The 24,492-nt window shown below is 68.0% G+C and carries 24 protein-coding genes; 15 read left to right on the top strand and 9 right to left on the bottom strand.

Annotated elements, in window-relative coordinates:
- Positions 1-53 precede the first annotated feature (53 nt).
- Entirely contained in the window at positions 54-1,547 is a 1,494-nt protein-coding gene (locus KK087_RS00325) for a CitMHS family transporter (RefSeq protein WP_214529922.1), read from the bottom strand.
- Between the two features lie 153 nt (positions 1,548-1,700).
- On the opposite strand from KK087_RS00325, the gene KK087_RS00320 reads away from it, so the two are divergent.
- The 3 genes from KK087_RS00320 (at position 1,701) to KK087_RS17550 (ending at position 4,493) form a co-directional block, all read left to right on the top strand.
- Positions 1,701-3,410 (top strand): sensor histidine kinase, encoded by a 1,710-nt coding sequence (locus KK087_RS00320; RefSeq protein WP_214563822.1) that lies wholly within the window; start codon positions 1,701-1,703, stop codon positions 3,408-3,410.
- Positions 3,407-4,063, top strand: coding sequence for a response regulator (locus KK087_RS00315; protein WP_214545191.1), 657 nt, complete (start codon positions 3,407-3,409; stop codon positions 4,061-4,063). Before KK087_RS00320 ends, KK087_RS00315 begins: the two co-directional genes overlap by 4 nt.
- A gap of 115 nt (positions 4,064-4,178) precedes the next feature.
- Positions 4,179-4,493: an SdpI family protein gene (locus KK087_RS17550; RefSeq protein WP_214563821.1), complete on the top strand. Its 315-nt coding sequence runs from the start codon at positions 4,179-4,181 to the stop codon at positions 4,491-4,493.
- A gap of 52 nt (positions 4,494-4,545) precedes the next feature.
- Here the strand turns inward: KK087_RS17550 and KK087_RS00305 are convergent, their stop codons facing one another.
- Complete coding sequence (locus tag KK087_RS00305) at positions 4,546-5,781, bottom strand: endo-1,4-beta-xylanase (protein ID WP_214563820.1); 1,236 nt, start codon at positions 5,779-5,781, stop codon at positions 4,546-4,548.
- 457 nt (positions 5,782-6,238) lie between these two features.
- Between KK087_RS00305 and KK087_RS00300 the strand changes: the two genes are divergently transcribed.
- Positions 6,239-6,673, top strand: coding sequence for a hypothetical protein (locus tag KK087_RS00300; RefSeq protein ID WP_214563819.1), 435 nt, complete (start codon positions 6,239-6,241; stop codon positions 6,671-6,673).
- Positions 6,674-6,783: 110 nt separating this feature from the next.
- Here KK087_RS00300 and KK087_RS00295 read toward each other — a convergent pair whose 3' ends face one another.
- Positions 6,784-7,278: a hypothetical protein gene (locus KK087_RS00295; protein WP_214563818.1), complete on the bottom strand. Its 495-nt coding sequence runs from the start codon at positions 7,276-7,278 to the stop codon at positions 6,784-6,786.
- A gap of 349 nt (positions 7,279-7,627) precedes the next feature.
- On the opposite strand from KK087_RS00295, the gene KK087_RS00290 reads away from it, so the two are divergent.
- The 5 genes from KK087_RS00290 to KK087_RS00270 all read left to right on the top strand — a co-directional run bounded on the left by KK087_RS00290 (position 7,628) and on the right by KK087_RS00270 (position 11,423).
- The gene (locus KK087_RS00290) at positions 7,628-8,113 is read left to right on the top strand and encodes a hypothetical protein (protein WP_214563817.1); all 486 of its coding nucleotides are present in this window, start codon (positions 7,628-7,630) and stop codon (positions 8,111-8,113) included.
- Positions 8,113-8,913, top strand: a complete 801-nt coding sequence (locus KK087_RS00285; protein ID WP_214563816.1) for a hypothetical protein — start codon at positions 8,113-8,115, stop codon at positions 8,911-8,913. Before KK087_RS00290 ends, KK087_RS00285 begins: the two co-directional genes overlap by 1 nt.
- Before the next feature lie 50 nt (positions 8,914-8,963).
- Entirely contained in the window at positions 8,964-9,488 is a 525-nt protein-coding gene (locus KK087_RS00280) for a hypothetical protein (protein WP_214563815.1), read from the top strand.
- Between the two features lie 83 nt (positions 9,489-9,571).
- The gene (locus KK087_RS00275) at positions 9,572-9,793 is read left to right on the top strand and encodes a hypothetical protein (RefSeq protein WP_214563814.1); all 222 of its coding nucleotides are present in this window, start codon (positions 9,572-9,574) and stop codon (positions 9,791-9,793) included.
- A 298-nt stretch (positions 9,794-10,091) separates the two neighbouring features.
- A complete protein-coding gene (locus KK087_RS00270) occupies positions 10,092-11,423 on the top strand; it encodes a family 20 glycosylhydrolase (RefSeq protein WP_214563813.1) in 1,332 nt (443 codons plus the stop codon).
- Between the two features lie 56 nt (positions 11,424-11,479).
- On the opposite strand, the gene KK087_RS00265 is transcribed toward KK087_RS00270, so the two are convergent.
- Complete coding sequence (locus KK087_RS00265; protein ID WP_214545180.1) at positions 11,480-12,421, bottom strand: LysR family transcriptional regulator; 942 nt, start codon at positions 12,419-12,421, stop codon at positions 11,480-11,482.
- A gap of 120 nt (positions 12,422-12,541) precedes the next feature.
- On the opposite strand from KK087_RS00265, the gene KK087_RS00260 reads away from it, so the two are divergent.
- Positions 12,542-13,498 carry a putative oxygenase MesX gene (locus tag KK087_RS00260; RefSeq protein ID WP_214563812.1) on the top strand — a complete coding sequence of 319 codons (957 nt, stop codon included), beginning with the start codon at positions 12,542-12,544 and terminating at the stop codon, positions 13,496-13,498.
- A gap of 37 nt (positions 13,499-13,535) precedes the next feature.
- A complete protein-coding gene (locus tag KK087_RS00255) occupies positions 13,536-14,585 on the top strand; it encodes a methionine synthase (RefSeq protein ID WP_214563811.1) in 1,050 nt (349 codons plus the stop codon).
- Positions 14,586-14,714: 129 nt separating this feature from the next.
- Here the strand turns inward: KK087_RS00255 and KK087_RS00250 are convergent, their stop codons facing one another.
- The gene (locus KK087_RS00250) at positions 14,715-15,215 is read right to left on the bottom strand and encodes a hypothetical protein (protein WP_214563810.1); all 501 of its coding nucleotides are present in this window, start codon (positions 15,213-15,215) and stop codon (positions 14,715-14,717) included.
- 122 nt (positions 15,216-15,337) lie between these two features.
- Here KK087_RS00250 and KK087_RS00245 point away from each other — a divergent pair, with 122 nt between their 5' ends.
- A complete protein-coding gene (locus tag KK087_RS00245; RefSeq protein WP_214563809.1) occupies positions 15,338-15,763 on the top strand; it encodes a PRC-barrel domain-containing protein in 426 nt (141 codons plus the stop codon).
- A 124-nt stretch (positions 15,764-15,887) separates the two neighbouring features.
- Here KK087_RS00245 and KK087_RS00240 read toward each other — a convergent pair whose 3' ends face one another.
- Positions 15,888-16,517 carry a TetR/AcrR family transcriptional regulator gene (locus KK087_RS00240; protein WP_214563808.1) on the bottom strand — a complete coding sequence of 210 codons (630 nt, stop codon included), beginning with the start codon at positions 16,515-16,517 and terminating at the stop codon, positions 15,888-15,890.
- 91 nt (positions 16,518-16,608) lie between these two features.
- On the opposite strand from KK087_RS00240, the gene KK087_RS00235 reads away from it, so the two are divergent.
- Positions 16,609-17,355, top strand: coding sequence for an SDR family NAD(P)-dependent oxidoreductase (locus tag KK087_RS00235; protein WP_214563807.1), 747 nt, complete (start codon positions 16,609-16,611; stop codon positions 17,353-17,355).
- An 860-nt stretch (positions 17,356-18,215) separates the two neighbouring features.
- On the opposite strand, the gene KK087_RS00230 is transcribed toward KK087_RS00235, so the two are convergent.
- The 3 genes from KK087_RS00230 to KK087_RS00220 form a co-directional block, all read right to left on the bottom strand.
- Positions 18,216-18,824 carry a hypothetical protein gene (locus KK087_RS00230; RefSeq protein WP_214563806.1) on the bottom strand — a complete coding sequence of 203 codons (609 nt, stop codon included), beginning with the start codon at positions 18,822-18,824 and terminating at the stop codon, positions 18,216-18,218.
- Positions 18,825-18,864: 40 nt separating this feature from the next.
- Positions 18,865-19,482, bottom strand: a complete 618-nt coding sequence (locus KK087_RS00225; protein WP_214563805.1) for a Panacea domain-containing protein — start codon at positions 19,480-19,482, stop codon at positions 18,865-18,867.
- Between the two features lie 807 nt (positions 19,483-20,289).
- On the bottom strand, positions 20,290-21,171 hold the full coding sequence (locus KK087_RS00220; RefSeq protein WP_214563804.1) for a hypothetical protein: 882 nt from the start codon (positions 21,169-21,171) through the stop codon (positions 20,290-20,292).
- A gap of 1,021 nt (positions 21,172-22,192) precedes the next feature.
- Between KK087_RS00220 and KK087_RS00215 the strand changes: the two genes are divergently transcribed.
- The gene (locus KK087_RS00215; protein WP_139166428.1) at positions 22,193-23,251 is read left to right on the top strand and encodes a hypothetical protein; all 1,059 of its coding nucleotides are present in this window, start codon (positions 22,193-22,195) and stop codon (positions 23,249-23,251) included.
- Between the two features lie 199 nt (positions 23,252-23,450).
- The gene (locus KK087_RS00210; RefSeq protein WP_214563803.1) at positions 23,451-24,332 is read left to right on the top strand and encodes a DUF4238 domain-containing protein; all 882 of its coding nucleotides are present in this window, start codon (positions 23,451-23,453) and stop codon (positions 24,330-24,332) included.
- The last annotated feature ends 160 nt before the right edge of the window (positions 24,333-24,492 follow it).

The following is a 24,492-nucleotide window of genomic DNA, read 5'->3' as shown; positions in this document are numbered from 1 at the left end:
CCGGGCGCCCGCCGTCAGGCGTCCGCCGTCAGCCGTCAGCCGTCAGCGCCGCCTCACCCGAACGGGATGACCCGCACGACGATCGCCACCACGAGCATCGCCATCGCGACCACGGCGGCCCGCCACAGCACCTTCCGGTGGTGGTCACCGAGGTTCACGTTCGCCAGTGACACCAGCAGCAGGATCGCGGGGACGAGCGGGCTCTGCATGTGCACCGGCTGCCCGACGACCGAGGCGCGCGCCATCTCGGCCGGCGTGATCCCGTACGCCGCGGCGCTCTCGGACAGCACCGGCAGGATCCCGAAGTAGAACGCGTCGTTGCTCATGAAGAACGTCAGCGGCATGCTCAGCACACCGGTGATGCCCGCCAGGTACGGGCCCATCGAGTCCGGGATCACCGCGACGAGCCAGTCGGCCATCGCCGCGACCATCCCGGTGCCGTCGAGCACCCCGATCAGCACGCCGGCGGCGAACACCATCGACACGACACCGACGATGCTGGGGGCGTGCGCGACGATCTGCGCGGTCTGCTGCTTGAGCTGCGGGAAGTTCACGAGCAGGGCGATCGCCGTGCCGATCATGAACACGAAGTGCAGCGGCAGCAGGCCCATCACGAGCGCCACCATCACGGCGACGGTCAGCGCCAGGTTGAACCAGATCCGCTTCGGCCGGAGCGTCGGACGGTTCGGGTCGAGCATCGTCTCGGCCATGGTGCCGGCACCCGCACCCTCGTCCGCCGAGCCGGCGCCGTCCACGCCCTCGCCGTCCGCACGTCGGCCGTCGGCCTTCCCGCCGCGCAGTCCGAGCGCGACCGTGGGGCTCGTGAACATCCCGCCGCCGGTCCCGCCCACCGCCGCGAGCACCCGTGAGCCGGCCCGAGCGTTCGCCCGTTCCGGCACCCGCGCACCCCGCGAGGCCTCGGTGAACTCGATCAGCCCGAGGCGCTTGCGCTCCCGCAGGCCCATCGTCCACGCGAACGTGAAGCACAGCAGCAGCCCCACCACGAGCGACGGCACGAGGGGCACGAAGATGTCCGTCGGGTCGATCTTCAGCGCGGCGGCCGCGCGGGCGGTGGGACCGCCCCACGGCACGATGTTGAGCGTTCCGTTCGTCAGACCCGCCACGCACGTCATCACGACCGGGCTCATGCCGAGCTTCAGGTAGATGGGCAGCATCGCGGCCGTCACCACGATGAACGTCGTCGAACCGTCGCCGTCGAGCGAGACCGCCCCCGCCAGCAGGGCTGTCCCGAGCACGATCTTCGCCGGGTCGTTGCCGGTCACCCGCAGGATGAACCGGACGAGCGGGTCGAACAGGCCGACGTCGATCATCAGGCCGAAGTACATGATCGCGAACATCAGGAGCGCGGCCGTCGGCGCCAGCGTCCCGATCGCCTCGGTCACCATGTCGCCGAGCCCCAGGCCCGCCCCCGCGAACAGCCCGAACACGGTCGGCACGATGATCAGCGCGAGCATGGGCGACATGCGCTTGGTCATGATCAGGACCATGAAGGTCAGGACCATCGCGTACCCGAGGATGACGAGCATCAGGACTCCTTCGTCCGTGTCTGGCAGTCCGGGCACGCTACGACCCGGCCTGGAGGCGCGGCGCGCTTCTGCACATTGGCGCACCATCGCGCATTGACCGCTTTCTGCGCATTGTGCGCAAGCAGGTCGGCGCACCCTCCGTACGCTGGGGTCGTGACCGACGACCGTTCACGGCGCCCCAGGCTCCGCTTCGCTACCCAGGTGCTCGTCCTGCAGCTCGCCGTGGTCGTCGCCGTCGTCGCCCTGACCAGTGCCGTGTTCGTCCGGATCGAGGTCACCCGGCTCGAACGCGCTGCCGAGGGGACCGCACTCGCGATCGCGCAGAGCGTCGCTGCGCAGTCCGAGGTCCGCGCAGAGGTCGCCCGGCTCAGCGTCGACGGCACCGACCTCGACCCCGCGGTCCTCGCCGACGGACCCGTCCAGCGTGCGGCACTCGCGGCCCAGCGCCGGACCGGGGCGCTCTTCGTCGTGGTCACCGACGACCGGGGCATCCGACTGGCCCATCCCGACGTCGACCGGATCGGCGAGATGGTGAGCACCTCCCCCGACGCCGCACTCGCCGGTCGCGAGACCGTGTCCTGGGCGCGCGGAACACTCGGTGAGTCGGCGCGGGCGAAGGTGCCCGTCTCCGCGCCCGCAGCTGGCGGGGCGGAGACGAGCCGGGCCTCCCGGCAGTCCGCCGTCGTCGGCGAGGTGAGCGTCGGGTTCACCCGGGCACGCGTCTACGACACCCTGGTCGAGGACAGCATGCCGGTGATCGGTGCCGGGCTGGTGGCCGTCCTGCTCGCGCTGATCGCCTCGGTGCTGATCCGCCGGCGGCTGGTGCGGCTGACGCTCGGGCTGCAGCCGGAGGAGCTCGTGATGCTCGTGCAGAACCAGCAGGCCGTGCTCGGCGGGGTCGGTGAAGGCGTCATCGCGATCGGGCCGTCGGGGGTCGTCACCGTCTGCAACCCCGAAGCCGTGCGACTGCTCGGACTGGCCGATCCGGTCGGCCGTCCGGTGGCATCGCTCGACCTGCCCGCGCCACTCGGGTCGATGCTGGACGTGACCACCGCGGCTCCGGCGAGCGCCACGATCGTCGCCGGGCACCGGGTGCTGCTCGTCGACGTCCGCACGGTGTTCCGCGACGGACGCGACCTGGGCCGGGTCGCCGTCCTGCGCGACCGGACCGACGTCGAGGCCCTGACCCGGCGGCTCGACGCCGTCGGGGCGATGAGCACCGCGCTCCGCGCGCAGCGGCACGAGTTCGCGAACCGGCTGCACGCGATCTCGGGGCTGCTCGACATCGGCGAGACCTCCCGGGCGCAGGCGTACCTGGCGGACGTGCAGGAGCGCGGGCCGCTGCGCTACCCCGTTCAGCACGCGGACCGGTTGACCGAGCCCTACCTGCAGGCGTTCCTCGGGGCGAAGGGCGTCGAGGCCGCCGAGCGCGGGGTGCTGCTGCGGATCGGGGCGGAGACGCTCGTGCAGGGGACGATCACCGAGCCGGGCGACGTGACCACCGTGCTCGGCAACCTGGTCGACAACGCGGTGTCGGCGGCGCTCAGCGGCGACGGAAGCGCCCCGGACGGCGGCTCACCGTGGGTCGAGGTCGAGGTGCTCGACGACGGCACGACGCTGCACCTGTCGGTGATGGACTCGGGGCCCGGGGTTCCGGTCGGTGCTGCGGACTCGCTGTTCGTGCGCGGGTCGGCGGCCGGTGGCGCGTCGGCGGACGTCTCGCAGGTGCACGGGCTCGGGATCGGGCTGCCGTTGTCACGTGAGATCGCCCGGCGGCACGGTGGCGACGTGTGGTTCGCCTCCCCCGGCGGTGACGACCACGGCGCGGTCTTCTGCGCCCGACTGGAAGGAGTGGTGTCGTGAGTTCCGTCTTCACCGTGCTGGTGGTCGACGACGACTTCCACGTCGCCGACCTGCACCGGCGGCAGGTCGACGAGGTACCGGGGTTCCGGGCGCTCGATCCCGTCGGCACCATCGCCGCTGCCCGCTCGGCCCTGTCGAGCGGGACCGTGGACCTGGTGCTCGTCGATGTCTACCTGCCCGACGGCAGCGGGCTCGACCTGCTGCGGTCGATCGACGCCGATGCCTTCGTGCTGAGCGCAGCGTCGGACTCGGGCACCGTTCGCCGGGCGATGCGGAGCGGGGCACTCGCCTACCTGATCAAGCCCTTCGCGGCCGGGGTGCTGGCCGAGCGACTGCAGGCCTACGCACGGTCGCGGAACGTCCTCGACGAGCGGTCGACGCTCGACCAGGAGGCCGTCGAGCGGGCCTTCCGGATCCTGCACGCCGGCGACAGCGGTGGGGCCTCGCCGTCCCGGGCGGCCACAGCGGCACTGGTGCTCGAGCAACTCGTCGCGGGCGAGGAACGATCGGCCGCCGAGGTCGCTGCGGCGATCGGGGTGTCGCGGGCGACGGCGCAGCGGTACCTGGCGCAGCTCACTGCCGACGGGACCGTGGCGATGCAGTTGCGGTACGGGGCTGCGGGGCGGCCGGAGCACCGGTACGTGCGGCGGTAGCGTGCCCTGCCGCCTCTTGCGTATTTCACCGGATACCGGCAGGTTTGGTCTGACGCGCTCCACGCTCAGGCCCACTGCACACCCGAGCGCGATGTCCGACCCAGAAGGAGATCACGTGATCGCGATCGAGACGGCGGCCGCCGTCCTGACCATCGTCTTCGTCGCGCTGCCGGCGCGGGGCCTCATCGGCAGGAACAGCCTCGTGGGCATCCGCACCCGGGCGACCATGCGCAGCGACGAGGACTGGATGCTCGGCCACCGAGCAGCGATCGTCCCGACGAGCATCGCCGGCGGTGCGACGGTGGTCGTGAGCCTGGTCTACATCGCGCTCGGCCGCGCCGACGACGTTCCCGCGTTCGTCGCGTGCGCCGCGATCCTCGTCGGTGGAGTCCTCTGGGGTGTGGTGGCCGCACGACGCGCGACCAGGTGACGGACCGGAGGCGCGGGGCGGGGCCACACCGGGCCTCCAGGCCGTCAGGTGGTCACGTGACGATCTGCACCTGCGTGGGCACGTCGGTGACGGCGAACGGGGCGGACGTGCCACGCACGTCGACGCGGTAGTCGCCGCGGAAACCGCGGACCTGCACCCGACCACGGTCGTCGGTGCGCAGCACCGTCGAGCCGAGCCACCACTCCTCCTTGACCAGGCGGCGGAGCGCGTCGTACGACGGCTTCGGGGTGCCGTCGGCGCGGACGAGTCCGATCGGGGCGCCGAGCCAGGCGCCGGCGTCGGTGATGCCCCAGTAGGTGATCGCCTCGACGGAAGGGTGGCCGACCAGGCTCCGGTAGTGCCGTTCGATGTCGTCGGCCTGGCGCGCCTCGCCCTCGGGCGTCGACGGCCACGAAGCGACCTGGTGGTCGTTGAGGTCGACGATGTGCGCGGGCATGAGGTCACCGGAGACGAGCGAGGTCTCGGTCAGGTGCAGCGGCAGGCCGTAGCGGGCGAACCGGTCGACCATCGCGAGCATCGTGTCCTCGCCCCAGTAGCCCTGGTGCATGTGGGTCTGCAGCCCGATGGCGTCGATCTGCACGCCGGCCTCGAGCACGCCCTCGATCAGGCACTCGTAGGCGCTCGACAGGTCGAAGTCGTTGAGCAGCAGGGTGGCGTGCGGGTTGGCAGCGCGGGCCTCCTCGAAGGCCATCCGGATCATCGGGATGCGGCCCTTGGCCCGGGCGAGCGGGGTGATCGCGTTGTCGCCGTTGTCGAACACCGGCATGATGACGACCTCGTTGATGGCGTCCCAGGTGTCGATCGTGCGGGCGAAGGCGGAGACCTCGCGGCGGATGCGCTCGCGCTGGAGCTGCTCGACCTCGTCCAGCGGGAGCCCCAGCAGCCAGTCGGGCTGCACCGTGTGCCAGACCAGGGGGTGACCCTTGAGGGCGATGCCGCGGTCGCGGAACCACTGTGCCGTCGTCAGGAGTCTGGCGGTGTCCGGGGCTCCGCGCTCGGGCTCGAAGCGGCCCCAGTAGAACGGGAGCGTCGCGGTGTTGAAGACGTCGGCGTAGAGGTCGGCGAGGTGTTCGGTGCCTGCTTCGTCGGTCGCTTCGACGTTGGCTCCGCCGTTGGCCAGTTCGATGAAGTCGAAGCCGATGTTGCCGAAGGCGAAGGCATGGCGGGTCTGCTCGACCGTGATGTCGGCATCGGGGATGGGTGCGCCGGTGGCATCGACGACCGTCAGGATCGTCTCGCCGAAGCGGTGCTCTGTTGCGTGCGTCATCGCGCGTCCTCTGACATCGTCGTCCGGGATTTGTTGTGCGCGCAAACATAGCAGCGGAAGGCGTCGGCGTCACGCCGTAGATTGATGGCGTGAACTCGCAGAAGCACTGCGCTCGACGCATCCCGTGGTGGACGCAGGTGCTCGTTTGCGCGTTCGGGGGCACGCTCGCGTTGGTTGATGGCCGGATGTTCCTTGGGCAGAGGTCAGACTCACCAGGGCCCGGACTTCTGATGCTGACCACAGGGGCGATGAGCAGGGCTGACGGAACCCCGTGATCGATCCGGAGCGTGCAGACTCACCCTTCTTCCGGGCCCCCGACGGCCGCGTGTACGTCGATCGCGACGGCCCCGCTGCCGACACCGCGTCTCGATGGCGCCGACTCCACGATCCCGCTGGCGTGCGCCGTCAGGACCGGCTCGCAACAGCGTTCGTCTTGGCGGCCTTCGCGATTGGGTACATGGCAGGCGGCGCGTTCGGCTTCGTGGTCGCGCCGCCGCTGCTGCCCGGGGACGAGCCAGCCGTGGCCCGAGTCATCGGCGTGGTCCTCGGCGGAGGCATCGTCGCCGTTCCCGCGATGTTCTTCGCCTTCTCCCGCGGCGCGGCCCCCGACCGTCGAGTGATCGCAGTACCGGACGAGGTGCTGCAGCATGCGCCGCGGGCCGCCTCGAGTTCCGACATCTGGCGGTGGTCAGTAGCGATCGGTGACGAGGTCGCGGAGCGCCGCACGATCGGGTACGAGACGAACGTCGAGCGCCCGGCGGACGTCGCTCGTGCGGATCGCGCGACCGCTCGGTACGGCGAGGTGTACCGCGCCTACCTCACGGCTGCTGCCGAGCTCGGGTTGCGGCCGAGGGAGCCTGCCATCGATCTACCGCCCGCTTCTTCCGACTGACCACACGGACAGCGTGCCCTTCGCGCACGACACGGTCATCTCGGACATGCAGCAGCCGGAGGATTGCGCACGAGCTGTGGTCGAGCGGAGGTCCGTTGACGAGCCCCTGATCAGCTGGCCGAGCCGCTCCCGGTCATCTCTCCGTAATCGCCGTCGGCGCAGTGCGATTCAGCGTCGATGCTGTAGCCACCCACCGTGGAAGCGAGGAAGTCGATCGTCTCGATCGGACCACCGCGGCCCCGGACCCCGAGATCAGGATCGTCGCCGCCGCTCCGATACCGCTCGGTCGTGATGCCGAGGCTCTTCCACACCGCCTCGACTTTCCGGAGATCGTCCCTCGGGTCGGCCGCGCCCTCGCGCTGCTTCACGTACACCCAGGTGACTCCACCACTGTCGTCCGCACGCCCCGAGCCGTCAGATCCGGGGCACAGGCCGACTCGCGGGCCACTGATGGCCTTCCAGGGGCCGCCGTCCACGGCACGAGCCGTTTGATCGACGAGATCCACCACGGTGCGCTTGGCTGCATCGGGCTTCACGGTGTGGTCAGTCGAGGGACTTTCCATCGGTTTTCCTCCTGCGCATGCTGTCAGCAGAGACATCGTCACGACCGCGGCCACCACCGCACCCGACCATCGCGCCGCGGGTCGTCCCCGCGCCGCGCTCCTCGCAATCGTGGAACCGTTCATTCGTTGGTCACCAGGCTTCCTCGTGATCGTCCGGTCGGGTCACCTTGTCACCCTGACCGGTGGAGATCAGGCCGACGTTCCGGAGCGACTCGGTCGCTTTGTCCAGGTACCCACGTTCGCCATTCGTACGAGGTGCTGTCGGGACCTTCGCGTTGCCTGCGTCATCAAGTCGTCTGTAGTCATCACGGCCGCAAGGTTGTGCCGGGTATTGATATGCAGCATTCTGGCAGGGTCGCTGCGCCCGCGGAGACGGTTCGGGGAGGAATACATGAAGAAGACTCTTTCGGTCGCGTCCGCAGTCGTGACCGCCGCAATGTCTGCGGGACTCTTGATCGCAGCACCGGCACAGGCGCAGAGCGCGACGCAGGTCGAGGTCCCGTCGAACGTCGTGATCGACGACAACTTCGATCCCAGCGGGGAAGTCGTCATCGCCGATGACGGACGCTCCACTCGGTCGGGGGACTGCAGGGACCGAGCGTTCGCCGTCGTCGCGAAGATGACACAGTCGCTGAACGGCTGCAGCGTCATCGGCTCGAGGGCATCGACCCAGGTGCAGTACAAGTGGTACAAGCACCGGGGCAACTCGAATCCCTGCATCTGGGGGAAGTCGTTCAACTCGCGGCACGCCCCGACCTGGACGACCCTGAACTGCGGGACCGGACGCTCGAAGTTCGTCCCGTGGGGCAACGTGGCCGCCACCAAGAAGATGAAGGGCCTCACCGGCACCGGTTGGGCCGGCGTGCAGTGGCAGTGATGCCGGAGCGATCGCGGCGACGCAGCACCGAGGCCCTTGCCGTGGTCTGCGTCGCCGCAGCCGTCCTGTCCGCGTGCTCGTCGGGCTCCGACGATCGGACGCCTCGGGCGCAGTCGCCGACGCAGGATCCTGTCCCCGCGCCGGCAGCCGTACCCGCTCTCGACGCGGCATCGATGGAGCGGATCGCCGATGAACTCCGCACCTCTGTGCCGTGCGAGCGGGCAGATGCGCTGCACGACGACCTCGCGTCCTGGGACAGCATGCGCGGCTTCGACTGCCTCGATACGGACGCATCGGCGTTCATCCGGGTCTACGCACACGCGGCGTCGGTGCCGCAGACCCTCGCCGACTGGGACGGTACGTTCGGCACCGAGCGGGCAGTGACCAGGGGTGAGCACTGGTACGTCATCGGAACGCCCGAAACGGTCTCGTCGGTGATACCTCCGAATGGAGCACCCCGGATCGCGAACGACATCGGCGTGCCCGTCCCCGTGACCCCCGAGCAGGACTACATGACGACCTGCGTGCTGTTCGTCTCGAGCGAGGGTCAGCGGTACGTGCAGTACCCGAAACAGCGCAGCACGTCCGCGGATCAGTACAGCGCGCTCTTTCCAGGGGTCGCTGCCGAGGTGCACGCGGCAATCGAGGAGCTCGGACGACGCCACGTGCTGCAGGTCCCGGACAAGGAGCGATGGATCGCCGCGCTGTCGCCGATCGGTCCCCGACTCAAGAAACAGTGCGCGGCCGCGTACCGAGCGGTTGGTGACACTGTCCGCCCGCTCGGAGGAGACGAGCGGTGAGCGCATCACGAACTCGGCTCACGGCGCGCAGAGCCGCCACTGCGGCCCTGATGACCGCGAACACCGGCGCCGCTCTTCTCGCGATCGACAACCTGCTCGGTTTCGTCGGCACTCACCCGCTCGCCGCTGGTTTCGTTCCACTGGCCGCAGCGATCTCCGTGTCGGCAGGGGCCGTGGCCGCTGTCGGCGCCGCGTTCGCTCGCGACGCCGCACGCTTGCTCGCCGCCATGGCCGCGTGCACCTTCGTGGCAACGCTGTCCCCCGCCACCAGCACCGGCCTGGTACTCCCAGTCGCGATCGCACTGCAAGCCCTCGTGCCACTCGCCTTCGCCGCCGCAGGGTTGCTCCACTTGCGGCACCCTCGAAGCTCCCCGGTAGTGCGGGTGCTTGCGGTGATGCTTCTGAGTTCCGCCGTCGCCTGGACCGTCACCACGTTCGTCCCGATAGCGCTGGTGGCGTTCCTCATCGCGCAGGCCACCACGCTGCTCGTCGCGGCTGCCCTCAGCCTGCACCCGGTCTTCCGCAGCAGCCGAAGTCTTGCGCATGAGCTGTGGTCGAGCGCGGAGGTCCGTTGATGAGCCCGCTGTACGTGGCCTGTCGCAGGTGATCGCCACAGGCCTTTTCGCCCGTTCGTTTCCCGGCAGCTAGCCTCGGGAAAATGGGTATCTTCTTCGTCGCGATGGGATCGGTGATCTCCGTTGCATGGGGTTGCACTCTCGTGCTCTTCCCGAAGCCGATCGCCCGCTTCGCCCGGAAAGTGCAGGGGGAGTTCTGGGGAAGTCAGTTCACCCCTGAGCTGACCCGATTCGTCGGCTGCGGATTCGTTCTCGTCGGCGTCACGGCAGCAGTGACGTTGGTCGTCGAGTTCCTCAACCGCTGACGGTCCCCGACGGTTGACGTCGGGAGATGTGCGTTCGACGCGGTGCGGATACGATCATGCGCGCATCCTCGATCCAGCGAGGGCAAGGGGTGTTCGAGGATGGGGGAACGTCGTGATGCGTCAACAGAGGAACCTGGTTCCCGGATCGTCTGTCAGACGCACGATCGCCGTCGGTCTGGCGGTGGCCGTGTCGGCCGCAGCTCTGATCGGCACGGAGGCAACGGCAGGATCAGCAGAGCCCGCAACGAGAAACACGTCTGCTGCGCACGCCGCGGCCGTCCGGTCGAACGCGTCGACGGTGACGGTCACCAAGGTCACCGCGACGACCACCGTCACCTCGACCGGCACCGCCGTGCGCACCACCCTGAAGGTCAAGAACACCGCCTCGGTACGGAAGCCGGCTTCCTCCGCTTGGCTCTACCTGTCCGCCGGCACCGAGAAGTACACGCTCGGCCGGGTCGCGGTGAAGGCACTCTCCGCTGGTTCGAGCACCTCGGTCACCTCAGTCCGCGGGACACCTTCCCGCGCCGCAGCCGGCAAGTACTCCGTCCTCGCCTGCACCGGTGCCTACTCCGCGAAGCAGTGCCGCACTTCGACTGCGACCGTCACCACCAAGCCGTCGCCCCGCGCACGTCCCGAGACAGGTGTGATGCTCGACGTCGCTCGCGCCTACTACCCTGTGGCGTTGATCAAGCGGTACATCGACCTCCTCGCCGACGACGGCGGACGCTTCCTGCACCTGCACCTCACCGATGACCAGAACGTCGGGATCGAGAGCACGGTCCTCGGCCAGACCCCCGCGAACGCGGATCTCGACCACGGCGTCTACACGAGCCGCGTGACCCATCGCCCGTTCCTGAGCGCCGCGCAGGCACGCACGATCTCCGCGTACGGGGCGGAGCGAGGCGTCGCGATCGTGCCGGAGATCGACACTCCCGGACACATGGCCGCCGCATTCGCCCTGCTCGAGGCGCAGCACGGGAAGGAGTGGGTCGACCGCATCCGTTCGGGTGAGAGCGAGCTCGACACGTCGGCGCCCGAGAGTCTCGCGCTGGCGAAGAAGCTGTACGCGGAGGTGCAGCAGACCTTCCCCTCCAGCCGCAGCGTGCACATCGGCGGGGATGAATGGGGCGGCGGAGTCAGCGCCGCTGAACGCGTGGCGTGGATGAACGCGATGGCAGCGACTCTCGGCAGCCGCGAGGTCTGGGCCTGGAACGACGGGATCGACCGGGTTGCGGTCGGGCGACTCGATCCACGCATCCACGTCACGTACTGGAGCTTCGACGGTGACACCGAGGACGCAGCGGAGCGGCGCGAACGGCGAGCACGACGGGCGAGTGCGGTCGACCTGCAGCAGGCCGGGATCGACCTGCTCAACTACAACTCGTACTACCTCTACGAGGTGCCGACCGACCTCGACCCGGCCGACAGCGAGTACACCGTCGCCGATCTCCGCGAGAACTGGTCACTCCGGACGTGGGACGGCGATTCCGGTGCGCTTCTCGCGGCCCCGATGTCGGGTGCGGCCGTGGCGATCTGGGGAGAGGACCTCGAGGGTCCGCCGTCCGACGCGCTCCTGCGCTGGAGCGCGCCGCACGTGACGGCGATGATCGAGACCGCAACCTCCTGACGGGCGCGTGTCGGGCCTCCAGGCCGATCGCTGGAACCGCCGGACCCGCAGCCTGCCTACCCGAGCGGCTCGACGCCGTAGCTGGTGACCACCGCACGCAACTCGTCCAGGTAGGTCCGCGCCTGGACGGTGAGGGGAACCGAGGCGTGCGCGATCCAGCCGATCTCGATGCGTTCGTCGACGTCGAGGGGGATGGCGACGATCTCGGGGTCGAGGTCGTCGCTGATGAGCCCGGTCGAGATCGTGTACCCACCGAGGCCGATCATGAGGTTGAAGATCGTCGCTCGGTCCGACACCCGGATCTCCCGCTTGCTCGACATCGTCGACAGGATCTCCTCGGCCAGGTAGAAGGAGTTGTTCGCACCCTGGTCGAAGGTGAGCCGAGGCAGGTCGGCGAGGTCCTCGAGGGTCGCACGCTCCCGTGATGCGAGCGGGTTCCGCTTGGCCACGAAGATGTGGGGCTGTGCGACGAACAGCGGTGTGAACACGACGCCGGCGTCCCGCAGGAGCTTGCCGAGCACCTGCTTGTTGAAGTCGTTGCGGTAGAGGATGCCCACCTCGCTGCGCAGCGTGCGGACGTCCTCGATGATGTCCCAGGTGCGCGTCTCGCGCAGCGAGAACTCGTACTCGTCCGCAGCCGCTGCTTCGACCATCCGGACGAAGGCCTCCACCGCGAACGAGTAGTGCTGGGCGGACACCCCGAGCAGCCGACGCGACCGCTGGCCGCCGACGTACCGCTGCTCGAGCAGGGAGACCTGCTCGACGACCTGCCGGGCGTACCCGAGGAACTCGACGCCGTCGACGGTGAGCACGACCCCTCGGGCCGATCGGGTGAACAGCGGGCGCCCGATCCGCGTCTCGAGGTCCTTCATCGCCGCGGACATCGTCGGCTGCGACACGTAGAGCAGGTCGGCCGCTGCACTGATCGAGCCCTCCGTCGCGACCTCGATGAAGTACCGGAGCTGCTGCAGGGTGATGTCGTTCGAGACACGAGCCATAGGGCGAGGCTATACCGGTGCATAGCGTCTCGGTATTACCTGATGGCTCTCGATTCCCGCCATGATCGATTCAACCTTCCCACCGTGCCCACGGGCCGCTCGACGAACAGATTGCCGACCATGGCGAACGACCTCACCTTCAGCATCACCCGGACCCGGTTCGACGAGGACTACTCCCCCGCCGACAGCTCCCGGCTGACCACGAACTTCGCGAACCTGGCGCGCGGCGAACGCCGTCAGCAGAACCTCCGTGCTGCGCTGGCGATGATCGACGGGCGCGCGAACGAGCTGGCCGCCGCGCACGACCGCTACCGTCTGCAGCTCGACATCGTCTCGGTGGCGCTGGAGTTCTCCGACGGTGGTTCGGACGCCGAGTTCCCGTTGCTCGAGATGCTCGACGTCACGATCGTCGACCAGCACACCGGCGAGCGCCACCAGGGGATCCTCGGCAACAACTTCTCGTCGTACCTGCGCGACTACGACTTCTCCGTCCTGCTGCCGTCATCGCCGGGCTTGCCGTCTGACTTCGGGGCGCTGCACGGGGCACTCTTCCAGCGCTTCCTGGAGTCGTCCGCGTTCCACTCGAGTTTCAGTGCCGAGCCCGTCGTCTGCATCAGCGTCTCGACGAGCCAGACCTACCGCCGCACCGGGCACGTCCACCCGGTGCTCGGGGCCGAGTACGAGCACGAGCACTCCTCGCTCACCGACGACTACTTCGGCCGGATGGGCATGCGGGTCCGGTACTTCCAGCCCGCCGGAGCGGCTGCCCCGCTCGCGTTCTACACGCGCGGCGACCTGACCGGCGACTACACGGACCTCCAGCTCATCGGCACGATCGCCACCATGGAGACGTTCCAGAAGATCTACCGCCCGGAGGTCTACGCCGCGAACACCCCGGCCGGCAGCACCTACCGCCCCACCCTCGACCACACCGACTTCACGCCCACCCCGGTGACCTACGACCGCGAGGAGCGCAGCCGCCTCGGGATCAGGCAGGGCCGGTGGACCGAGGAGCACCTGGTGCGGCCGCACCACGCACTCCTCGCCCGGTGGGCCGACCCCGCCCTCGCGCGCTGACTTCCTCTGCCCTTCGACTGACTGGACCGTCACTCCCATGCGTTCTCTCCTCCCCACCTCGATCGTCGGCAGCCTGCCGAAGCCGTCCTGGCTCGCCGAGCCCGAGCGACTCTGGTCCCCCTGGCTGCTCGAGGGTGCCGCCCTGACCGAGGGCAAGCAGGACGCCCTGCGCTCCGCCGTCCACGAGCAGGAGCGCCGCGGCATCGACATCGTCAGCGACGGCGAGCAGACCCGCCAGCACTTCGTCACGACGTTCATCGAGCACCTGGACGGCGTCGACCTGGAGCGCAAGGAGACCGTCCGCATCCGCGACCGCTACGACGCGGCCGTCCCGACCGTCGTCGGTGCCGTCAGCCGCCGGGCGCCCGTGTTCGTGGACGACGCCCGCTTCCTGCGCTCCCAGACCGACCGGCCGATCAAGTGGGCACTCCCCGGCCCGATGACGATGATCGACACCCTCTCCGACCAGCACTACAAGAGCCGCGAGAAGCTGGCGTGGGAGTTCGCCACGATCCTCAACCAAGAGGCACGCGAGCTCCAGGACGCCGGCGTCGACATCATCCAGTTCGACGAACCCGCCTTCACCGTCTTCCACGACGAGGTGCAGGACTGGGGCGTGGCCGCGCTCGAGCGTGCAGCCGAGGGCCTGCACGCCGAAACCGCCGTGCACATCTGTTACGGCTACGGCATCGAGGCGAACAACAAGTGGAAGGAGACGCTCGGAGCGGAGTGGCGGCAGTACGAGCAGTCCTTCCCGCTGCTGCAGCAGTCGTCGATCGACATCGTCTCGCTCGAGTGCATCCACTCCCACGTCCCCCTCGAGCTCGTCGAGCTGATCCGCGGCAAGAAGGTCATGCTCGGAGCGATCGACGTCGCGACCGAGACCGTGGAGACGCCGGAGGAGGTCGCGGAGGTGCTGCGTCGGGCGCTCGAGTTCGTCGATGCCGACAAGCTCATCCCCAGCTCGAACTGCGGGATGGCGCCGCTGGCGCGGACCGCCGCGCTCGCGAAGCTCAGTGCGCTGTCTGCCGGCGCGGACATCGTGCGGGCCGAGTTCGCTCGCGTCGCGGTGCCGGCTGCGCGCTAGCGTCCCGGCTCCGCAGGACGGCTCGCCTCGGCAGCGGGGCGGGCCGTCCTCCGTGTCGCGTCCCGCAGGTGCCTGGGTCTCGGTCCGGACTGGAGGCGCGGCTCGGTTCCGGCGATCAGGTCGCGGTCGTCACTCCTGACTGTCGAGGCTCATCTTCTCGAAGTCCCCCGCGACGCACTGCGAGCTGCCGTCGATCGTGTACCCGCGGGGATCCGCGCGGAAGTCGGAGGAGCTCACCGGGCCTCCCCTGCCCCGGACGCCGAGGATGGGGTCCTCGCCGCCGGTCTGGTACCGCTCGGTCGTGACCCGGAGCTCCTTCCAGTGCTGTTCCACCGCCTTGACGTCGGCCTTCGGATCAGCGCTGGCAGCGCGGACCTTGGCGTAGACGTACTGGACGCCCCCAACGCCAGGACCGAGGCCGCACTTCCCGAGCCCCGGACCGTCCCGGACGTCCCAACTGTCACCGACGACGTCAGTCGATTCGTCGACGAAGGTGACGACGGACTCCTTCGCCTGCTCCGGGCTCTTCCCGAGCCCGGAGCTGCAGCCGGTGAGGACGGCTGCAGCGAGCAGCACTGCCCCCGCCGACCGGAGGACGATTCCAGCAGCCTTCTGCCGAGTGCGCTTCATGCGGGAGCTCCTTCCAGATCACTGCGCGTCAACAACCTCCCCACGATCATGTCGTGCAGCGCTTGGGCTTGCCTCGCGATCTCTGACACAGTCGGGTCAGGCCGAGGGCGTTGACTACGCCCATGATCACCAAGAGCACGATCCACGAGGTCGAGAACGCGACCGTCCGAGACCGCGACGGCGCAACGGTCGGCAAGGTCGCGCAGGTGTTCCCCTCCGACGAGGACGGCAGCGCCGCGTTCGTCAGCGTCGCGACCGGACTCCTCGGGAGTCACACCGCGCTCGTCCCGGTCGAGGACGCCACCTTCGACGGAACGGACCTGCACGTCGGGTACACGAAGAGCGCGATCAAGGGTGCGCCCTCTTCCGAGGCCGGGAACACCTTGTCCGTCACCGAGGCGAACGCCGTCCGCAAGCACTTCGGGCTGTCGCCCGCAGGCAAGGCGACCGGAGACATGGGCGACCCGCACGAGAACCTCGACCAGGCCGACACCGGCCCGGCTGGCGCAGACGACACCGAGGGCGCGGGAACGACGCCACCTGCGTGAGCGCTCCTGGAGCCCGCGCCGTCGCGCCCGCTGGATGCGTGCCTCCAGACCCGGACTGGAGGCGCGGCGGCGGCCCGCCCCGCCGGTCACGTCGCCGCGGCGTCACCCGGGTGCGTGACGACGCTCAGTCCCAGGGACCGTCCGCCGTCCCGAGGTGCTCCTCGCCGAGCGGTGTGATCGGCAGAGCCGCGAGACTCGCGATCCCCACCTGCAGGAGCGCCGCTCGCGAGGTCCCGACGCGCCCGATCGCGCCCATCCCCTCGATGACCGCACAGAAGTAGGTGCCGAGCGCCTCGGCGTCGGCATCGGCCTCGACCTCACCTGCCGTCTGCGCGTCAATGATGCAGGCCGTGTATCCCGCGCGGATGGTGTCGAAGGCCTCGGAGACGGTCGCGGCGACCTCCGGGTCACGGGCCGACAGCTCCACCGCCGCGCGGAGCAGCAACGAGGGCGCCCCCTGCGCTGCACCGTGCTCGACGGCCACGGACACCAACTGCGTCCGGATCCGCGCGATCGGGTGCTCCGCACTCCGCAGGACCGCCTGCACGACCTCGACGGCCTCGGCGGTGTCGCTGAGGAACGCACGCATGAAGAGTTCCTTCTTACCGCCGAACGTGTTGTACAGGCTCTGCCGCCCGAGCCCCGTCGCCGCGAGCAGGTCGTCGAGCGACGTGCCGTCGAACCCGGACTCCGCAAAGGTGCGTCGGGCGCGCTCGACCACGTCGGCCTCGTCGAACTTGCGCGGTCGGGGCATGCCAACTCCTCAGAACTCGTTGTTGACTGATCAGTCAAGCACGGCGTACCGTTCTGGACCAAGCAGTCAACAACAACTCCAGGAGGTCATCATGGTCGGAGCATTGCAGGACAAGACCGCACTCGTCACGGGCGGGACGTCGGGCATCGGACTCGCGGTCGTTCGCCGCTTCGTCGACGAGGGGGCACACGTCTTCGTCACCGGTCGGCGGCAGGAGGCGCTCGACGCCCTGCGCGACGAGTTCGGTGACGCAATCACACCGATCCGAGCCGACGCCGCCAAGCCGACCGACATCGCGACGGTCTTCGCCGCGGTCGCCGAGCGCGGTCGCGGGCTGGACGCAGTCCACGCGAACGCCGGCGGCGGGGAGTTCAAGTCGCTCGACGCAGTCACCGCGGAGGACTTCGAGGCGACGTTCGGCACCAACGTCCGTGGGACGACCCTCACCGTGCAGGGCGCGCTGCCGTTCCTGCACGAGGGATCCGCCGTCGTCGTCACCGGGTCCACGGCGGCGTCCGGCACCGAGCCGTCGTTCGGTCTGTACGGGGCGTCGAAGGCCGCGATCGCGGCCCTCACGCGCACGTGGGCAGCCGAGCTCGCACCGCGCGGTGTCCGGATCAACACCGTCGTCCCCGGCCCCACCGAGACGCCGGGTCTCGCGGGCCTCGCCCCGGGCAACCCGGACACGATGCTCGAGCAAATGGCGAGCGGGATGCCGTTCGGCCGGCTCCTGCGCCCGGACGAGGTCGCCGCGACCGTGGTCTTCCTCGTGACGGACCAAAGCTCGGGCATGACGGGCAGCGAGCTCCTCGTCGACGGGGGCAGCAGCATCGCCTGACCCTGCCAACCCGTCCGGTGCCCCCTCCTATTCTGCCGCGCACGGCTCGCTCCGCGGCGACAGGCGCAGGATGGCGCGTGACCATCCCCACCCGCGAGCGGATCCCGGGGCTGGTTCGGGAGCGGTAACGCAGAGCCCGTCGATGATTCACAGAAACGACGTCACTCACAGCAGCAGTGAAGCGACTCGTGGCCGGGGCAGAGACGTCACGGCTACGAGCGGCGCCGACCGGGTAGCCGGGTCGTCGTCTCCAGGAGCGACGTGCTTCGTGCGGGATCGAAGCGCCGTCGTCGTCGCGCACGAGCTCGAACGCCCGTCTGGGCGTGGACAAAGAAGCGCCCCGCCAGCCGAATGATGCGCAGCACGCCTACTTGGCCATGGTTGGCCACACGGATATGAGGCGCTTCGGGGCACCGCGCCGATCCGCGTTGAGTCCGAAGCAGCCGGACGCCTGGCCATATGCCACATGCAGTCGTGAAGGCTTCAAGCGCTCGTTGTCGGACAGCTCGTTCAGCGCATTCGGCGTGACGTGAGACGTTGCAGGAGGGCACGTCTCCCCTATGCCGCCAGATCTTTCCGGCGTCGCATCGCGAGTATGCGGACACTGCGCCGGAGCCCCTCCGTCGACATAGCGAAATGAGCGCCCCATCACTGCACGCCGCCGAATGTGCGATCATCGAGGTCATCGGCGAGCGTGCACGGCCGGCCCTCGTCGCGATCGTCCGCGGCCGCAGCACGGTCTCCGGCCGTTGCGGCCACACCGGGCGAGCTGCACCAGCAGATTGATGCTGTTCAGCGTGCCGACGACGACTGTGACGATGGCTCCCGAGCTGACGAGCCATCGGGAGGCGACGGTTTCGTTACTTCGATCGCGGCGCGAGTTGACGCATCATTCGCTTTCGACTCTCCGCCATGTGTTCGACGATCCAGTCGCTTGGTGACACGACGCGAATCAGACCCGGTAGTGAGGCTCCGAGAAACCCGCTGTCGCGGGTGATGCACACCCGGTCGATGTACCCGTCGTCCGGGTCGTCGGCATCACGTGCGGTTGCGTACACGGTGCCGTCTTCGTGGTCCAGTGGCGGATCGCCGTAGGCGCTAATGATGTCGCCGACGGTGTCGCCACCGGAACGGTCGACGACTTCCCACACCAGGTCGTCGACGAGGGCCTGCGCGTGACTGTCGGACCAGCCGAGACCCGGGTGCCTGACACCGTGTATAGGGTCGGCGGCTTTCGACGCGACCATGAGGTTGATGTGGTCACTGGTCCAGACGGTGAGGGCTCGACCGTCGCCGTAGGTGCCCCCTGCGCAGGCAAGGATTGTGAGGATGCTGTCCATGCCGGGGTCGCGAACATGCGGCACTCCCGCGGCGCGGGCGCGGACACCGGCACGCTCGAGCTGTTCCCAGGTGAACGGGGCTCCGAGCACTCGCGCGGCGTCGAGATAGACGTTCACGTCCAGAATCACGACGAGGCGTGAGTTTCTCCCTGACGTTCCCGCCCCTGCCTCAGCCGACACGCCTTTGCGGCCTCGACGCACGGAACCGTGTCTTTGCGGCTTCGTAATCGGGGTCCGAAGCGTGCGCGAACTGCGCGCTCCCCAAGGAGGGGTTCTCCGCTGCGGCACGTTTGGCAGCGCGATGCTGGCTCGCTCTACGGCCCTCGCCGACACGTCGGTATGCGGGCCAGTCTTCGGCGATTTCAGCCGAGGGAAGTTCGATGTTGCGCTGGCCTGCGCGGAAGTGTCGGCCCCACACCCGTCCGGTCTCGTGCGTGAGCTTCCACAGCGCAACACCAGTCATGCCACCGAAGAGTGTCCACACGTCCTCAATTGCATCGATCGTCTCATCGGGCAGCGGCTCGACGCTGATCGGCGACGCATCGACTTGAGCGATGGGCTGGTCGACGTACTGCTTGTACATGCCGTACAACGGTTTGATCGCCGGACCGTTCTTCCACGCTTGCACGGGCTCCTTGAACGCCGGTACCTGCCGTTCGGCGAGTTCCTTGCTCTGCACGAGGAACACCAGCTTCTGCAACTGCAAGTTCGTCAACGACTGACCGTCGTGTTCAGCGGCGAGGAGCAGCCGCGACGCGATCGACGCGGCGTTCACTGTCGTGCTCATCGTCTGCTCCCCTCCAGCGTCGTCGTTTCCCATCAGCGCCTACAACGTATGGTAGACGCCTCCGATTCCCCGCAGCGCCACGCTTCCGGCGGTTCCCGCGCTCGTATGCCGGATCGTCATCGATTCCGCCGTAGACGAGGGCACCCCGCTCGACGACGGCGGCGCGTTCCGTGTCCGCGAGTTCATGCCGGTCCACTTCCAGGCGCAGTTCCAGCTGGTTGGAGCCAGACGTGAGGATGAACGCATCACCCGTCCCCAAACGATCGATGATGTCTTTCCGCACTGGCGCTGACCCGGTGGCGGTGAGCGCCAGGACCGTAGGGGCCTCAGCCGTTGCACCGCCCCCGCGAGGGGACGGTAGACCAGACCGAAGTCGTCTCCCTTGACGACACGCAGTGCGCTTCGTCTACCGCGACTGACGAAGCGCCGGCCGCGAGAAGCTTTGGGACAACGTTGTCCTTCGCCAGCTGCTCCGTGTCGAGGAACATGAACCGGACCGGGGGGGCGGCGGGGAAGCGTTGATGCTCGCCGCTGTCGGCACGTTCGAATGCTGCCGCTGCTCGGCAACATGATCGTCCTGCAACGCCACCGACGGCGCAACCACAACGACGAGACCGCCTGCGGCCGACCCTGCCACCTGGTGAACGGCAACCTCCCCGATCCGGTCGGGTATCTCCGCGAGCGCGACCCGACCGGCCACGACAGCGCTGATGACCTGTTTTTGGCCATCACGAAGCTGCCACCCGAACACGTTGAGCGACTGCGCGCAAAGGTGAGCGTTGACCGGCGCCATGATCGGGCTGCCGGTCAGGTGGTTTTGAACAGCGGAACACCGAGGTCACGTGTCGCTGCCGGGAACTGGTCGAGCCACGTTGTCATCGCATCGTGCAACGCGTCGAGGGCGGCGTCGGCCTCGACGACGAGGACGCCGGGCTCCGGCGGAATGTAGTCGCTGCTCGCTCGGATGGACATGCTGCGGGTCCCGTCCGGATGCTCCGTCCATGGGTTTTTCGCCGTGACGCCGCCCGTGATGCTTTGCGGCCGCCACCGGTGGAAGTCCACGCTCCGGCGCGCGTCGAGCGCTTTCCATCGGCCGTCGCCGGCAAGGGTGCTCAGTACGGTTACAAGATTCACCGCTGAAGGGACGGCAACTTGCTGTGCCACGGCCGAGAGCTTCGTGACGACGGCAGGGCTGAGACTTTTCCAGCTGTCCCGGTCGTCGGAGAACGGCGGGAACCCCTTCGCGCCAGGGAAGGCTGCGTCCACGAGCGCTCTCGTCGGTTGCCCAATAAGCAACGCTCGGAGGGTGATGTTCGCGAGAGCATGGCTGGCGCTGAGTATGTAGTAGCCGGTCATCTCCGCCAGCGCTCGAGCTCCCAATGGCCGGCCGACGGCGGACGCGTCCTCCGCAAGCCAGCGGTGGGCGTCGTGGCTGCAGGTGAGCGCGAGCCCCAGTTGCTCCCCGACCGCCGCGACGTGTCCGATGACTTCCAACACCCGGCCGTCGGGCAGTGCGTTGATGACCCCGTGCGCTTCCGCGATCTTCGCCTTGGAGCCCATCTGCTGCCACCGCTGTGAGGTCGTTGCGATTGCGTCGTCGCGTGCGTCGAAGGGGGCGGGCTCACCGGCAGAAAGGGTTCGGAGGACCGCCGAGGCGATCGTCTTGGTCCCGTCAAGTTCGTCAGGCATCGGCGCTGTTCCTCACATCGGGGGTCGGGGTACGGCGAAGGTGGGGCGCGTCGGAAGGGGGTGTCCCGCGCTTCACCCATCGAGGACAGGAAAAGGATCCTCGAGCCAGGCTGGCGCTGTCGAGCTACGCGTCGAACACTGGGAGAGCGTTGGCCGTTGGGAGAAGATGCAGGACGCGATGCGGCTCAAGTGGACGTGAGGCGCAAGCCCGGCAGAAGAGGACTGGACTGGTCGCGTTGCAGGCAGCTGATTCGTTCGATCTCGTTTGGCCTGACACGGGAGTCTCCGCTACTCCGGAGTGGGTTGTCCCCCGTCGCCCTTATTCCGCTTTTTCCTAAGCTGTTCTGCTGCGCGCCACTCCCGTGGTTCGCTCACTCCACGCGAACGCGACCTGGCACCGAATAGGCATCTCCGCGTCCCAATCCCGGACAGCTAGCTCTCACTGTTCGTTCCCGGACAGCTAGCTCCCACCGTGTGTTCCCGGAGAGGGCGGCAGCGGCGCTGACCTCTGGTGCACTCCGCTGCGCCAAACCCACGCCGTAACCTTGGATTCGCCGCGCCCCGCCTCCACCCGGACGGGGTCCCGCGTCATGCTCCGCGCAACCGCGTCATCCCGATGAATCAACCGGTCCGGAAACCGGAACCACGAGTAGACCGGCAGCGGCTTGTCAAGCTCACGCACCTCCGCCCCACGCGCCTCCACCTCGAGCGAGAACAGCTGAGACGGCACCCAACGATCAGAACGACGACGGCCCACAGGACGAAGCGTAGGAGCGAACACCGACGCCCGAGACGTGTCCGCGTACGGCATCCCATCACCGAGACGAGCTGCGGACCAGCCATGTGAGACTGCCGCCGCGTCGGCCAATGTCCGTACTTCAGGCTTGCTCTAGGGAAGCACCGGTCGGATTGGGCTGAACTCGTTGCAGGACTGCTACGCGAGACGGGCGGCTCGTCGTCGACACTGACCCGCCATTTCCCCTAGTCTCATCGCAGACTGAAGCACATGAGGGGGAATTGCATGGCAACGAAGGAAGAAAAGGCTCAGAACAGAGTCTCGTTCGTGACACAGCTCGCGCCTGTGGATGAGCCCGGCCGCGCACTCCACGCCATCGTTCGATCGGTGCTTCGGGCAATGGTCGATCAAGTTCCACAGAGGTCGCTCAACGTAGTGCAGTCCACGAAAGAGGACCTCACGATGGATCAGCTTGCGGCCGTGTCTCGACTGCATCGTGACAAGGGCATGGCTGGGGACGGTTTCGAGTGGGCTGTTCACGAGGCGATCGCTGGCGGTGAAAAGCGAGTCATTGACCCCCTGGCGGAAGCCATGCAGGCTTCGTCTCGCGCCTTCAAGACTCTCGACAAGCCGACCTCGTTGCTCTTCGGCCAAGAACGGGCGAAGTACAACGGATTCCTGGACGCGGTCGTCGAGACCGCGGCTGACGAAGCAGTCCTCCTTGCCGACGGACGTGGGCACCCGCCTAAGTTCGCGCGGTGGATTCGTGAGGCGGCACGGGGCGAGGCAGCCGAAGCAGATCTAGGTGCACGGCTCAAGAAGGTGTGGCAGACAGACCTTTTTGTCAGCGATGAGGGTCGTCATCGTCACCTCGCCGTGACGATCAAGAGCAATAAGGAAGCCTTGACGGGAGGGCCGGGCCTCCGACTAGCGATAGTCCCCGAGCACCGCGACCTGCCCTCAGGGGTCTCGAGGCAGGAGACAGTTGCAGGAGACAAACTTATAGTCGTCACTTTGGCAGATCCGACCGGTTTCTGGGGCCTCTACAAGAACGGTTTTGCCGCCGTCGCCGAGGCCATAACCACGCTTGGCCACCACGACCGCATGGCCGCCTACTGGGCTAAGCCCGATCCGGCCGCGCAGCGAATCCAGCAGAAACTCGAGCAGTATGGCTCTGTCAAGGTGTCCGAGGTTGAGGCCGCTCTCGATGAGGTTGCGCAAGAGGGACTCGTCGGCGTCGAAGAGCACTTGCTGTCCGTGGATGCTCCTTCCTGGTTGCGCTTGGGTTCACCAGATGCGGAAGCATCTCGACTCGCCCCTAGGCCGTCCTTCAACCTGTCTTAGGCCAGCCCGCCGCGGTGGCCCGCCGCGGTGGCCCGCCGCGGTGGCCCGCCGACCAGAGCATACTCTTGAGCGGCTTGGATAAGTGCAACATTGCGCTCCTTCCTGAGCGGAGGCCGTTCGACTAGCCATCGGTCATCAGTCATTCAGTTGAATACCGGAAATGAGCATGTGTCGTCGGGGCGAGATGTAGGGTCGGCTTATGCCAGGCAGCAAGCGCCACCATTGGATTTCGCAGATGGTGCTGCGTCAGTTCGCCGACGCGCAGGGACAGGTTCACGTCGTCGACGTCGTCGAGGAGCTGCCACCGCGGCGCGCGAACCCAAGGGATGTTTTCCATCGCAACAACGCACACCGCATCACCGGGCTACCGGTAGAGCCCGACTTCTTCGAACAGGCGCACAGCCGAGTTGAGTCCGACGCCTCTCGGGTGATTCGCCGGTGGGAGGCCGACCAGAGTGCCGTCGTGACTTCGTTGGACCGCGACGTGATGACGCAATTTCTCACCCTTCACATGCTGAGGCAGCCCAGCGTCATGAACAATGCTCGGACGCAGACTGAAGCTGAGCTCGGGTCGCTGACGCCGGAAGAGGAGCAGGACTACATGGTGTGGGCCGCATCCCTTCCTGCCCTCCTCGATGATGACTGGTTCAGCATCGACCTGAACAACGCCGAGCGGTGGCAGCAGTACAAGGAGGCGTTCTGTGGTTACGAGTGGTCACTCCAGCGCTTTCCTGAGCGGTCGCTCGTACTTGGGGACCGACTCGTCTCCGGCTTCGGGCACCGCTTTGCTGAGCCAGGCACATGGGAGTGGTCACAGGGCCAGCACGCCCGCGCAGGCGTAGGCGTCGCTAGACGTCTTAGCGTGCCACTATCTCCAACCCTCGGCTTACTGCTTGCCTATGAGGGCCGCCCGACCTCACTCACCGCGGACCGATTCAATCTGACGTCAGTGACATCTGCAGAGAGAACTATCGTGCAGCACCGCGAATTCGCTCACTCGTCGCCGAACAGAGCCGCGTACGTTGCGGAGCTTGTGCAGCGGCGTCGAGCGTTCGAGCGCACTGGGTTGAGCGCCCGATAGTCGATCCGTTACTGAAACGTCGGCAGCAGGGTGCTACCCGCCCGAGAGCCCACCGTCGTCGAACTACTTGCGCTGGCGGAGGCCTGCGTTGATCAAGCCGTCGGTATCGTCATCGAACACCGCGGATGGGTCGTTGACCTGGTGCCCTCATGACGGTCCG

Origin of the sequence: Curtobacterium aurantiacum (assembly GCF_018598555.1) — a bacterium.
Classification (GTDB): domain Bacteria; phylum Actinomycetota; class Actinomycetes; order Actinomycetales; family Microbacteriaceae; genus Curtobacterium; species Curtobacterium aurantiacum.
The sequence above is the reverse complement of the archived record's forward strand: the minus strand, read 5'-3'. Positions and strand labels throughout refer to the sequence as shown.